Raw genomic sequence first — 13,340 nt, forward strand, 5'->3', positions numbered from 1 at the left:
CCCTTAACCAACACCAGTTGCTAGAGCCCAACTATTGATTCCTTTGTAATAGTACATATGCTTTATAAAGTTCTCTAAGTCCTCAGCCCGTTAAACTAAACCTTGGTACTGCAAACGAAATTCCGCTGGCGGCGCACCGGTTTCACGTTTGAAGAACTTGCTGAAGTTAGTGGCTTCTTCAAAACCAAGTCTCTCTGCGATAGTAGAGACGGGCAAGTCTGTGTGCGCGAGCAGGCGCTTTGCTTCAAGATTAATACGAGCGGTAATATACGCTTTGGCCGTGACGCCTGTCGCTGCCGTCACGGCACGTCCCAAGCTCTTTTCTGTATAGCCAAGGTGCGCTGCGTAGTCGCTTACCTTATGCCAATCAGAAAAACGTTCATTCACAAGCTGTTCGAAACGCGTAAAGCGTTGTGAAGAAGCTGATATTAGAGACGCGGGTGTTTGATGGCGGCCTTGCAATATCGTTAACCGTGCCAAGAGAGCATAGAGTTGATGACGTAATAATGCATGTACATCGTCCTGTGGGGCATCAATGAGCATATCCTCTTGCATTTGCTGAATTGAGTCCGTCATTCTTTGCAATTCATGGTTATTTAAAAACATCTGCTCTGGCAGTCTGTCTGGGTTGGTGGCGAGTTTTAGCTCGCGAGGGGCGTTAGAAACAGGTAAGACAAACTCGGGGCGGAATAAAATGTTCCAGCCATCCCAGTCTTCATCATGACCATAATTATGCGCTTGTCCTGGACGAAGTATGAGCAGTGACCCCGGCTTGCAGTGGACTGACTTAAAATCAACCATTTGGGAACACATACCCTTTGTTATGACCGTCAAGCTGTAGAACTCATATCGATGTGTCGTTTGTACTTTTGCTTTGCTGCCTCGTAATCTCAAATCAGCCATAGTAAAGACATCCAAATCAAGCTGATAGTGAGACTTCGGCCGATAGCTCAGGCTTTGAATAACGCTTTCCGTCTTCGGTCGTTTAGACGCGGATAGGTCTGACTTAGATTTCTCCGTATTTTCTCTAAATGTCTCAAAAGTATCATTCATAGTTCGATTTTTACCGTTTTATTGCGCTTTTATTGTCTCATAATAACCCTAAACGGCAACCTTAAAAAGGATGCGTAATGAGCTCTAAGACTAATAAAACCGATCAAACCATCAACACATCTGCTGTGCAGAACAGAGTAATCAAATATCGCGGCGTGCTAAGCGTCGTTTTACTCACTGCTGGTCTTGCTGGGGGCTATGTTCCGGCAATGGCACAAACATCATCTACTACCACATCAACACAGGAGTACACTATGAATAATATTGACATCGCAAAGACCTACATAAAAGCTGTGCAATTGGGCAATCAAGCGACGTTAGGCAGCATTATTTCACCAGACGTAGTTTGGCATCAGCCAGGAGACAACCAGTTTTCAGGTATACATCGAGGTATGGCCGCAGTCGGTCCGATGCTGGGCAAGATGATGGAAGTCTCTAAGGGAACATTTGCGATTACACGTGCCGATCACTATATGGCTAATGGCGATTGGGTTGCAATCACGGTGGAATTTGCTGGCGAAGCCAACGATATAAAACTTAAACAGCCCGGCGTGGATCTTATTCGTATTGAAGGCGGCAAGATCGTTGAAGTTTGGCTGTATTCGAGAAATCAAGCACAAGAAGACGCTTTCTGGGGGCAGTAAGCACTAGATACGGACAAGTATTTATTTTACGTCCTCTGTTTCGATAACTTCCTCAGGGACGAGGGAGTTGATCATGTTGTATATAAATAGCAGCCAATGAAAAGATGCTGTCATTTTTGTTTATTTGGTTTCATTTAGCCAATTCTGTTTATCCCGCTCGTTACTTATCCTTTTTTAGTGACACTTTCTGATGAGTACTTTCCTTAACGGTACTTTTCTAAAGGGTACTTTCGAATGCTGATCTTAGGAAGATAGGTTAGTGTTATCCTTGTGATAAGTCGTTTTTTCACACGATAGTCTTAAGGAGCTTATTTTTAGCTATCTTTAGGGAACTTTATATAAATTTAACAAGGGTTACACAATACACCCATTCGAATTGTTATATAACTGTTGTTTGGTACATACAGTTTGGCGCATTGACGCCGTAATGAGGAGCGTCCATCTCATCACACATGCTAAAACCCTTGATTTTACTGGTTTCTTAACCTGTGTGTCCTGTTAAGCATGTTTTTGTGGTAAGAAGAATCATACCAACTTCAGCAGTTGGCTTCTTTTATACCTGCTTTGCCGTATCGCACTTGTTGTCTGAATTTAGGAGTAGCTAAGAAAGGTCATCTGTTTCTGGTTTAGGGCCACGTTCAAGTTTAGAGCTAAGAACAACAAAACATTTAACTTTCTTAACAAAATCAATAGCGTGAATTTTTTCAATTAGCGCTTCCAAAGCAATTGAATCCCTAGTACGGACTTTAAATATAATATTCGTTTCGCCCGCAACCGAGTGTATTTCTTCAACGTCTGCAATCGAATAAAATTCATTTAGCGCATCCATCCTAACAGAACCTTCTGATTCAACATGTAGAAAGCTTAATAACGAGCACCCTAAGCTAGGTCCATCTAAAACTGCATGATTTCCCTTTATAACACCATTTTTCCTAAGTTTTTGCACCCTTTCATGCACAGCAGGAGGAGAGAGAAAAACCAATTCACTAAGCTCTGAATAAGTTCTATCAGAATCTTCAACAAGCAACCTTAATAGTTTTCGGTCAATTCTATCTAAATTAAGCCTTTTAGACCTACTAGACCTAATATTATTCGTTTTTAAACCCATATGAACTCCAGTCCTTGTTAACCTTCATCAATTACGTTAATAATTTCAATGAACTTCGAGTCTAAAGCATTAGACTTGTAATTAAAACTAACCCATATAATAAAGTTGAGAACTTCAAAGAGCTCAATGTTAAAGTAAGTGCTCTATAGTTGATGCCTCAATAACTATAACTCATTGAATTTAAAGTAGATTATCGATTTTTCATTAGATTTAAATTTGATAATAAAATAAATGTTTCTTGATTTTTCAATGATCAAGATCCTTTGACTTTAAATAGTGAGGAATGAACCACAAAGAGATTAAATTTAAATATGGAGATTATATATGACGACTTTATTTAAAATTGAATTGCCTCTTCCCAATATTAAAGAAAAAGAAATGGATATTGTTGATACCAAACTGTCAAAATCCATTTTAAAGTTAAAAAAATTTGAGACCATAGGTAAATCAGAACAAATAAATTTACTAAATGAGCTGATTTACCAGTTTAAAGATTGTGATTTCGTATATGTTGAATCTCCTACCAATAAAAATAAAATATTTGATAGTTACTTCAATATCAATCGTATATTAAGTAATAATAGAGCTTCTATTATTACTTCTTACCTGAAAGTATTTAAGAACGCTTTGAATAATATTTATCATCAAAAGGATCAAATTCCTTCTCATGAGTTGGAGAAGATACTATTGATTCTTCCTTTAGTTACTGAAAAAGTTCTCAATATTCCATATTCATATAAAGAGGAACTGGAGATTTCTATATGAACACTGCTATGGATCGATGGATTGTAGGTCATCATTTATTCATTGTAACTATACAAGGAATAATATTATGTCTCTTGAATTTCGAAGATAATATTAAAAAAAAACAGCTAGGTTTAGCAAGAAAAGAATTATTGGATGCGTCTAAACTATTATCTGCATCTGCTTCTTCAATGAAGTTAGCATCTAGCTTTTCTAAAAAACAATACCTAGATGTAATACGTCCTTCAATGCCAGAGAATTTTAGTGGTCTTGACATGGTAGATCACAAAGAAATGATCAATGTAATGAAGAGAATAAAACCATTCCTTCTATCCTTACCAAAAGAGCTTTATGAGGCCAAAGATATATTTAATAAATCTCTGTCACAGGCTTATGACATGCATATTTATGTTTGTGATCAATTTGTAGAAGATGAGAGTAGTTTACGGGCTGTTAGCTCTCAGGCATCAGCAACTGAGTCCTTAAGTAAAATAAAGAAACAACGCCTAAAAAATATCGGTGAAAATGATTCACACCTATCTCCAAAACAGCATCAAAACTCTTCCAAAACAGAGGTCAAATGATGAGTAAGCTATCAGTAGAAATGGCTATTTTAGAAAAATCTATAACTAAATTAGAGTTAGGTTTTTCGAACTTACCTGAGATATATGAAAACACTGACTATAAAGCTATAGAATCAATTCTTATGGATGTAGCTAATAAATTAACGAATAATTATCCCTATTTTCATCCATTTTATTTGGGACAAATGCTAAAACCACCTCACCCTATTGCTAGACTTGCATATCAGCTTGCTATGCAAATTAATCCAAATAATCATGCTTTGGATGGAGGTATAGCAAGCTCTGAAATGGAAAAAGAAGTTATTAAAGATATATCATCGATGTTTGGTTTCTATGATGGAACTGGTCATTTAACAAGTAGTGGTACAATTGCCAACTTAGAAGCATTGTGGATTGCTGGAAAAGAGTCTCCTGAAAAAGCTATTGCAGCTTCTGAACAAGCACATTATACCCATCGTCGTATATCCAAAGTATTAGGTTTACCATTTGTTGAAATAAAAAATGATGAAAATGGAAGAATGGATATTAATTTTTTAACTGAAAGTTTAGAAAAATATCAAATTGGTACTGTGGTTGTTACCTTAGGAAATACTGGTTTTGGAGCTATTGATCCTCTGTTAGATATTCTAAAACTACGAGAGTTATATGATTTCAGAATACACGTTGATGCAGCTTATGGTGGTTATTTTATTTTAGATGATAGTCTAGAAAAAAATATTAAAACTCATTTCGAATGCATTGAATATGTTGATTCATTGGTTGTTGATCCTCATAAACATGGTCTTCAACCCTATGGTTGTGGATGTGTTTTGTTCTCTGATAAATCAATCAGTCATCACTACAGACACGACTCACCATATACGTATTTTAGCTCTAAAGAATTACATCTAGGAGAAATTAGTCTCGAATGTTCTCGAGCGGGAGCATCAGCAGTAGCCTTATATTCAACTATGAAAGCTTTCCCCTTGAAGCAGGGAGGGGACTTTTCACACAGATTACAAAAAAGCAGACAAGCAGCTCAAAAACTAGCTAAATTTGTTGAGTCCAGTAAAAATTACATAACTGTGTGGAAACCAGATTTAGACATTGTTGTGTGGGCGCCTAGAGGCTCAAGTGCTAGTGAAATATCCAATATATCTCATAATATTTTCGACCAATGTGCTAAATACGATATACACATTGCATTATTTAAAATACCAACCCGGATGTTTTTAGAAAAACATCAAAATATAGATGATGATAATAATTTTATTACATGTTTGCGCGCTTGTCTGATGAAACCTGAACACCTTATTTTTATAGATGAAATATGTAATCGAATTAAACAAGCAACTGCTGACGTTATGGAATCCGGAGAGAATTATGCAAAAAAAAATTATTCATTTGATAGTTGATACTTTTAATACAGGAAAATGGTCAGAGTTAGAAGCTTTGGATCATATAAAAGTATCTTTCCAGGATATGGCTACAACACAAACAACGACTAACATTCCACAGCTTATTGAATACATCGATTCTTTGGCCTCGACCTTTCCTGATCTGATAGTAAATATGAATTGCTATTTTAAATCAGACAATATGGAAGTTTGTGAACTTTTATTTGAAGGACATCAACTTGGTTCATATCCAGTTGCTGATGGTGTAATTCCGCCAACACGATTATTTGTCGCGTGGAAGGCTTGTATGGTTGTTGAATCAAAAAATGTAAAAGACATACATATACGTCTCTATTACGATATTGTTACTATTTTTGATCAACTTGCCTTATCTCAATTATTAAGTTCGAATGCTATTCAATTGAAAGAGGATATCCCGCTATGAGCAATAGTATGATAGAAGAAATTCAAGATCGGTGGAAAAGAGCAGGATACAGCTTTTTTCTTTGGCATGATCCACCAAAAAAAAATTGGCCTGTAATTATTCATCCAATGGACGAGGTTGTTGTTCTCTTAAAAGGTAAGCTAGTTTTTATTGTAAATGGAGAGAAAGTTAATTTTGATATAAATCAAGAAGTTTTTGTTCCATCTGATTCTCCTCATTCAGTTCATAATATTGGTAACTCAACAAATTGTTGGTGTTATGGATATCGAATTAAAGGCGGAAATGAAATTTAGTCTAAGAGGTGTTGGCTATGCATATACTAATAATATTAAGTGAAGTTTCTAAAATTGAAGGGATTGATGGAATGATTCGTGACACTGGTTATTGGTTAGAAGAGTTTGCTCTTCCATATAAATTTTTTTCTGATAAAGATATAAAAATCACTGTTGCCACTCTTACTGGAAAAGACCCCGTACCAGATCCTGCTAGTACGGAAATTGATTCTGTCGGTGTATGTAAAAATTGGGAAAATCCTGATTTATTTGAATATGGTATCCAATTGCATCAAAAACTAATCTCTGAACAGAGAATAATTTCTCTTAAAAATTTAGATGAGAAAACTTTAAAAAGCTTTGATGGAGTATTCATTCCAGGTGGTTATGCTCCAATGGTTGACTTAGTAAAAAGTGAAGTTCTAGGTGAAATATTGTGGTATTTCCATAGAAATAGCTTACCCACTGCTTTATTCTGTCATGGACCAATTGCCCTTCTAAGTACTCAATTTACCGAAGGCGGTTTTGCTTATAAAGGCTATAGAACTACTGCTTTTAGTAGTGAAGAAGAATTAGATACTGAATTAGGACCGTATCTAAATATAGATGTTCAAGAGGCACTATCTTTAGCTGGAATGCAATACCAAAAAGGTGATAAATGGACATCCTTTTTGACAAAGGATAGGGAACTAATTACTGGTCAAAACACACAGTCTACAATAGAAGTCATGTTTTGTTTTTTTAAAGAACTAAGGGATGAATTTATATGAAAACTATATTAATTCAAGGAGGAAAACTATACAACGGCTTAGGTGATCCTGTTAAAAAAAATCCAGGTTTGATAATTAAAAATGGTATTTTTCAACAAGTTGGAGTAGAAGAAAATGAAAGTCATCAACTTCTATCTGACCCTAAAGTTATAAAAATTAATGCTACAAACAAATGGATTATGCCTGGTTTAATAGATGGTCATTGTCATCTCACCTTTGGACACCCTGATTGGTCACCAATTATAGGTGACGGTAATGTACAAAGTGCTGAACTATGTACGCTTAGAGCTGCAGAAAATGCTAAATCAGTGTTAATGTCAGGCGTGACTGGAATATCAATACCAGGAGGTGCTTGGTTTACAGATGTTGCAATTCGAGATGCTATTAAACACGGAATAATTCAAGGGCCACATATTTTTGCAGCAGGGCGTTTCATTTCAACATATGGTTCTATTGCCGATACTTCTCCAACCTCTATTGAATCACCTCATTTAGGCATTGGAGTTCTAACCAATACAAAGGAAGAAATGCTAAAGGAAGTAAGGTATCAGGTTAAGAATGGTGTTGATTTAATTAAAGTAGGCGATAGTCCTTGGGGAGATGAGCAGATGATTTCTTATGAAGAGCTGAAAGTCATTACAAACGAAACTCATCGACGAAAAAGGAAAGTCACTATTCATGCTAGAGGTGCTGGTTCAACACAAATAGCTGCAAATGCAGGTGTAGATTGGATTATGCATGCAGATTATGCGAGAGAAGAAGAGTTAGAAATTGTGGCCAAAAAAAAAATCCCAATCATGCCAACTATTTCAGCGCTAGAAGTTGTATGTAATTACGGAAATGAGCATGGAGTGCCCCAATCGATAATTGACAAAATGAGATATAACTTAGATCAATCAATAATTATGCTGGAATTAGCAAAAGAATTTAATATAAAATTACTATGCGGAACAGATTCAGGAAATAGCCCTATAATGAAATATGGTAAATATCATGCTCTAGAACTTGATATGCTAGTAAAATATGCTGGTTACTCTCCTGAAATGGCCATTAAAGCAGCAACAAGCGATAATGCAATAACTCTTGGAATGGAAGGTAAAATAGGAGCTATTGCCATCAACTATATCGCGGATTTAATCATCATGAAAGATGACCCTTCAAAGAAATTTTCATCAATACATAATGATGGAAACATTCAGTGCCTAATTCAAAAAGGTCATATAGTTCAATCTATTTTTGGTGAAATTTAATATGTTCAAGAAAAAAAAACAATTTTTATTCCAAACAATTATTTTACTAGTCGGTGTTAGTATAATTGGGTCAAATGCTTTTTTAATGAGTCCAATTTTGAGTAATATTGCTCAATCTCTCAATACAGATGTTACAAAAATTGCTTTGTCAATATCTGCGTATGGTGGAGCAATGGCTTTAGGAGGGTTATTTTTAACTGGCCTTCCACAACGTATAGGTTCGAAATCAACTCTACTCCTAACAGGAACAATACTTTCTATTGGGATATTAATTACAGGTCTTGCAACAAATTGGATCATGCTTGTAGTAGCACAAATTATAACAGGGTTAAGTGCTGGAGTTTTACTTCCAACCTTGTATTCGATGACAGCTATTATTGCACCAAAGGGAAAAGAGTCTGCAACGTTAGGAAAAGTTATTTCTGGCTGGTCATTAGCTATGGTTGCTGGGGTTCCATTAAGTGCTTTTATTTCAGAATTACTATCTTGGCGATATTCCTATTTTTTTGTTTTCATATTGTCATTTCTATCTACATTAGGATATTCTCTACTTCCTTCTAAAGAAAGTTCTTCTAACGTTACCTCCCTAAAGTCTGCCTTTCAAGTTCCAATGGCAAAGCCCATATTTATGATAACTTTTTTGTACATGGTTAGCTTTTATGGAATCTACACATTTTTGGGAAGCTATATACAACAGAAGCTACTTTATTCCGTAGTATATGCTGGTATGGTTGTTTTATCTTATGGATTTGGGTTTGGTTTTGCTGGAATATTTTTAGGGAAACTTATTGATAAAAGAGACTCATGGGAGGTTATATCTCCTTCTCTACTATTAATATGTGGAATCTACTTGTTATTGTTGCTTCTATCCAATCACTATTGGAGCTTACTAATCGGATGCGCATTTTGGGGACTAATTAATCAGATCGCCTTAAATTGTCTTGTATCAATTCTCAGTAAGCTAGATTATCGTCAACGAGTAAGACTCATTGGTATATATAGCGCTGTATCATATGGAGGAACAATGGTCGCTGCACTATCTTACGGTGTCCTCTATTTATATGGGGGCTTCCATTATATATTGATTACCTCTGCTTTATTATGCATGTTTGCCTTCCTGATCGTATACAGGCTAAAGCGTCACAACAGAATTACTTTATAAATGAAAGGACGAAATTGGAGCAGATCTTGATGTTACAGAATTCTTCTACAGAGAAAGAGAGGAATTAAAATGTCTTCAAAAATACTAATATACTGAGCGTAGGTAACAATCATGTACCTATGAAGAACTTATGCATTACTCTTAGAAGAGCTCTTTTGGTTACTTTTGTAGCGTTGTGCAAAAGTTTCACGCCCAGTAGGGCGTAATAAAACTTATGGATCAAAGTGTTTGAATGGAAACTGCATTACTAGTAAATACAAAGCTCCCGTCAGCAGAGAGGAATAAAGTTTAGGCATAAAGCGTATTTGAAAGGAGGAAAATATAATATAAAACAAAGAGATAACTCCCTGGTACCTTACCCTTGAAGAGGATGTCGCAGAAGGGGAGTTTTAATTAACATTTAGTAGGACCTATATGGACGCTCCGGCTAGGTCAAGCCGCACTTAACCGAATCACTCTTTTCAGGGTGATTTTTTACTTTCTTACTAACCGATCTTGATCTTTTCTAGCCAATCATCATGAATAAAGGGTCGTACTGACATATATCCGGCCTATTATGAAAACATCTTTTGGTCTGTTTTCTGGCCCTAATGAGATCCGTACTTAGCTGTCTCACACACACTCGGTTTTAAAAACCTTGTCCTGACCAGACTATTGCTAAGTGCGGAAAATCCGCTTTTACATCATGCTTTCATCGACATGGGGCTATGTTTCGGCAATGGCACAAACATCATCTACTACCACATCAACACAGGAGTACACTTTGAATAATATTGACATCGCAAAGACCTACATAAAAGCTGTGCAATTCGGCGATCAAGCGACGTTAGGTAGCATTATTTCACCAGATGTAGTTTGGCATCAGCCAGGAGACAACCAGTTTTCAGGTATACATCGAGGTATGGCCGCAGTCGGTCCGATGCTGGGCAAGATGATGGAAGTCTCTAAGGGAACATTTGCGATTACACGTGCCGATCACTATATGGCTAATGGCGATTGGGTTGCGATCACGGTGGAATTTTCTGGCGAAGCCAACGATATCAAGCTTAAACAGCCGGGTGTGGACCTTATTCGTATTGAAGGCGGCAAGATCGTTGAAGTTTGGCTGTATTCGAGCAATCAAGCACAAGAAGACGCTTTCTGGGGCCAGTAAGCTCTAAATACGGACAAGTATTTATGTTACGTCCTTCGTTTCGATAACTTCCTCAGAGACGAGGAGGTTATCGATTTTAAAACGAATAGCGACTAAGGACAGAACCCAGTTATTTCGTATATTCTTCTTTAGTTTACGCCCTTACAGCTTTTAATCTAAAACATTAAGAGCACGATACTCATCAAAAGCATATTGATCAGTCATACCGCTGATATAGTCCTGAATGAGTCGCACTCGGAAGTAAAACTCCCAGATCTCATGATCAAATTCATAAGGTAAATAAGCTGTATTAGGCACTTTGTTTTTTTCTTTTTCTAATGTTTGCATCGCAATTTCATACGCCCTTAGATGCTTGTTTGGCAGTTTTTTATAGAGCCTTTTTTCGTACAGAGGGGCAGATTCGATATTAGTAAAAGTATTGCGGTCCAGCATTAGCAAAGGCTTGTATGCTTCTAAAAGTCCGGTGATTATTCTATACCCCTGCAATTCACTTTTTTCAACTTCTGGGTCACAGAAAGCATAGTTTTTTGCAATATTTTTTAGTGTGCTTACGAGTGCATGGTTTTCGCTTTTGTCTTCAATGAGCGCTCTATTGAATGTTCCATGAAATACGTCCTCGATATTGTCGATGAATTGTTTACAAGCATGCTGTGGCAGACATTTGTTTACTTCTACTCGTAGAGTGACAAAAAAATGGCTGTCAGCGCAATTATTCGCCTTCGAAGCACTTGAATTAGCAGCATTAACAATTTTTTGCATCGTTGATGTTTCCGCTAATCCATATTCTTCAATAACTGACTTAAACTCTGTCACTAGCGCGCGTTCTAGTTGCTCGATCGTAATAATACCTTTCTCAACAGCGTCTTCAATATCAGCGATACCGTAAGATATATCGTCTGCTGCTTCCATAATGTAGGAAAAGGGGGAGCGACAGTGGGAGTCCATTGATAGTGCAGTCTTTAAAGATTCAACGTAACGATGTTCACTAAGGTAATAGCCAACTTTTTTCATCAAGTAGTCATAGCGCTTGAATTGACTGGAGTTAGGTTGTTTTTTAGGGGAGGCTTGATCCCCTCGACGAGTATATTTTACGATACCGGAAACTTGTGAGTATGTTAGGTTGAGCCCAAGAATAGTGTGAACCAGACGGATAGCCTGCGCATTACCTTCAAAGTTTGTAAGATCTTGCAGAATCGGAGCAGGTAAATCGATTCTTGGGTTGCCTTGGTTATCCATCACAAGTGAGACTAAGTGTCGAGAAAACCAATCGTTTATTGCTTGTTCGCCAAAGTGTCCAAATGGCGGATTCCCTACATCGTGCATTAGGCACGACATTTCGACAATTGACTCTATTTGGCGCTCCAAGCCTGCAAGTTTGTATTTATTGAGGTCTGTATCAGGCAGCGTCTGAAAAATAAGTTGTGTTATGTAACGCCCGACTTGTTGGACTTCTAAAGAGTGAGTTAATCGACTGCGAACTGCCGCATTGCGTTCTAAGGGGAAAACTTGGGTCTTTTGTTGAAGTCTACGTATTGCTGCTGAATTGAGAATTCGTCCTCGATCGCTTTCGAAGCTGCCTTGAGCAGCTATTTCGTTTAGGTCTTCAAGGGGGCGGGGAGATACTGTCGCATTATTGTGGTATACCCTTGTTCCACGTACTTTTCGGTTAAAGTTAATGGTCATTGGTTTTTCTCACTCCTTAAGATTCAAATTATATAATTACTACTCAAGTGGGTTTGTTATAAGCTAAAAGAACATAAATTGGTCCATTATTTGGGAACTTTTATCGTTAATAATGCTCTATTTATTAGTCTGTTTAAACCACTATTAAGTCATTTATGAATCGTAGAGATCTCGTTAAGTCTATCTTGGCCGTTGCGGCGGCCAGCAGTGTATTGAATCCCCAGCGTGTTTTGGCAAGCAGCAGCGAGCGTATGCCGGTGTTATTTTTAGGGCATGGGTCACCCATGAATGCTCTGCGAGACAATGCGTTTACTCAACATATTAATCAGCTTGGTAAGACAATACCGACGCCTCGTGCGGTTGTTGTCGTATCTGCTCATTGGGTTGCAAATAATACAATGCTAAGTGCAACTGAAAAACCGACGACTATTTACGATTTTGGCGGTTTCCCTAAGACGCTATATCAAATGACGTACCCCTGTGATGGAGATCCAAGTCTTGCCACTCGACTTGCAACCCAACTAAGCGAATTTGATGGCGACATTGATAAGAACCGAGGCCTAGATCATGGTGCGTGGACCATGTTGCATCATTTGTACCCTGAGGCGAATATTCCCGTTATTCAGTTAGCAATGAGCGCTAAACTGACGATGTCTGAGCATTTAGAGGTCGGTGCCGCGCTACAAAGCTTAAGGAATCAAGGTATCCTGATTATTGGTAGTGGCAATATCGTGCACAACTTAGGCATGATTAATCGCTCACCTAATGCTAAAAATGCAGATTGGTCGGTCGAATTTGATGGCTTGATTAAGCAGGCGTTATTAGAAAGAGATTTAGGGCAACTGTTGGCTCAAGACCGTACTAAATATCCGCTGTGGAATGTGTCTCACCCAACCATCGAGCACTATGTGCCTTTGTTGTATGCATTTGGAGCGTCGACGCAATCAGATACAGTTAGCTTTCCGTATGAAGGGTTTGAGTCTGGCTCAATATCGATGCGTTCTGTCTTATTTAGTTAAGTAGCTGCTTTAGTTAAGTAGCAGCGCGTTGCACTAAACGAATACATCGTCAGTTTAGCCACGCTCATTGTGTGATT

The 13,340-nt window shown here is 37.5% G+C and carries 14 protein-coding genes; 11 read left to right on the plus strand and 3 right to left on the minus strand.

Going from position 1 to position 13,340, the window contains the following annotated elements:
- Positions 1 to 90: 90 nt before the first annotated feature.
- On the minus strand, positions 91 to 1,053 hold the full coding sequence (locus MARME_RS10625; RefSeq protein WP_013661264.1) for an AraC family transcriptional regulator: 963 nt from the start codon (positions 1,051 to 1,053) through the stop codon (positions 91 to 93).
- Between the two features lie 77 nt (positions 1,054 to 1,130).
- Between MARME_RS10625 and MARME_RS10630 the strand changes: the two genes are divergently transcribed.
- Positions 1,131 to 1,697: a nuclear transport factor 2 family protein gene (locus tag MARME_RS10630; protein ID WP_013661265.1), complete on the plus strand. Its 567-nt coding sequence runs from the start codon at positions 1,131 to 1,133 to the stop codon at positions 1,695 to 1,697.
- A gap of 601 nt (positions 1,698 to 2,298) precedes the next feature.
- Here the strand turns inward: MARME_RS10630 and MARME_RS10635 are convergent.
- Entirely contained in the window at positions 2,299 to 2,805 is a 507-nt protein-coding gene (locus MARME_RS10635; RefSeq protein ID WP_013661266.1) for an Lrp/AsnC family transcriptional regulator, read from the minus strand.
- 324 nt (positions 2,806 to 3,129) lie between these two features.
- On the opposite strand from MARME_RS10635, the gene MARME_RS10640 reads away from it, so the two are divergent.
- The 9 genes from MARME_RS10640 to MARME_RS10680 all read left to right on the plus strand — a co-directional run bounded on the left by MARME_RS10640 (position 3,130) and on the right by MARME_RS10680 (position 10,561).
- A complete protein-coding gene (locus tag MARME_RS10640; protein WP_013661267.1) occupies positions 3,130 to 3,570 on the plus strand; it encodes a hypothetical protein in 441 nt (146 codons plus the stop codon).
- A complete protein-coding gene (locus MARME_RS10645) occupies positions 3,567 to 4,133 on the plus strand; it encodes a hypothetical protein (RefSeq protein WP_013661268.1) in 567 nt (188 codons plus the stop codon). The genes MARME_RS10640 and MARME_RS10645 overlap by 4 nt, the downstream gene beginning before the upstream one ends.
- The gene (locus MARME_RS10650) at positions 4,130 to 5,527 is read left to right on the plus strand and encodes a pyridoxal phosphate-dependent decarboxylase family protein (protein WP_041647882.1); all 1,398 of its coding nucleotides are present in this window, start codon (positions 4,130 to 4,132) and stop codon (positions 5,525 to 5,527) included. The genes MARME_RS10645 and MARME_RS10650 overlap by 4 nt, the downstream gene beginning before the upstream one ends.
- Positions 5,496 to 5,954: an ester cyclase gene (locus MARME_RS10655; RefSeq protein WP_013661270.1), complete on the plus strand. Its 459-nt coding sequence runs from the start codon at positions 5,496 to 5,498 to the stop codon at positions 5,952 to 5,954. The genes MARME_RS10650 and MARME_RS10655 overlap by 32 nt, the downstream gene beginning before the upstream one ends.
- A complete protein-coding gene (locus MARME_RS10660; protein WP_013661271.1) occupies positions 5,951 to 6,247 on the plus strand; it encodes a cupin domain-containing protein in 297 nt (98 codons plus the stop codon). Before MARME_RS10655 ends, MARME_RS10660 begins: the two co-directional genes overlap by 4 nt.
- Before the next feature lie 17 nt (positions 6,248 to 6,264).
- Complete coding sequence (locus tag MARME_RS10665; RefSeq protein WP_013661272.1) at positions 6,265 to 6,996, plus strand: type 1 glutamine amidotransferase domain-containing protein; 732 nt, start codon at positions 6,265 to 6,267, stop codon at positions 6,994 to 6,996.
- Positions 6,993 to 8,246 carry a metal-dependent hydrolase family protein gene (locus tag MARME_RS10670; protein ID WP_013661273.1) on the plus strand — a complete coding sequence of 418 codons (1,254 nt, stop codon included), beginning with the start codon at positions 6,993 to 6,995 and terminating at the stop codon, positions 8,244 to 8,246. The genes MARME_RS10665 and MARME_RS10670 overlap by 4 nt, the downstream gene beginning before the upstream one ends.
- A gap of 1 nt (position 8,247) precedes the next feature.
- Complete coding sequence (locus MARME_RS10675; protein ID WP_013661274.1) at positions 8,248 to 9,408, plus strand: MFS transporter; 1,161 nt, start codon at positions 8,248 to 8,250, stop codon at positions 9,406 to 9,408.
- A 763-nt stretch (positions 9,409 to 10,171) separates the two neighbouring features.
- The gene (locus tag MARME_RS10680) at positions 10,172 to 10,561 is read left to right on the plus strand and encodes a nuclear transport factor 2 family protein (RefSeq protein ID WP_013661275.1); all 390 of its coding nucleotides are present in this window, start codon (positions 10,172 to 10,174) and stop codon (positions 10,559 to 10,561) included.
- Positions 10,562 to 10,711: 150 nt separating this feature from the next.
- Here the strand turns inward: MARME_RS10680 and dgt are convergent, their stop codons facing one another.
- Positions 10,712 to 12,244 (minus strand): dGTPase, encoded by a 1,533-nt coding sequence (gene dgt / locus MARME_RS10685; protein WP_013661276.1) that lies wholly within the window; start codon positions 12,242 to 12,244, stop codon positions 10,712 to 10,714.
- A gap of 155 nt (positions 12,245 to 12,399) precedes the next feature.
- Between dgt and ygiD the strand changes: the two genes are divergently transcribed.
- On the plus strand, positions 12,400 to 13,263 hold the full coding sequence (ygiD, locus tag MARME_RS10690; protein ID WP_013661277.1) for a 4,5-DOPA-extradiol-dioxygenase: 864 nt from the start codon (positions 12,400 to 12,402) through the stop codon (positions 13,261 to 13,263).
- Positions 13,264 to 13,340: the final 77 nt, after the last annotated feature.

Origin of the sequence: Marinomonas mediterranea MMB-1, from assembly GCF_000192865.1 — a bacterium.
In the GTDB taxonomy this organism is placed as follows: Bacteria; Pseudomonadota; Gammaproteobacteria; order Pseudomonadales; family Marinomonadaceae; genus Marinomonas; species Marinomonas mediterranea.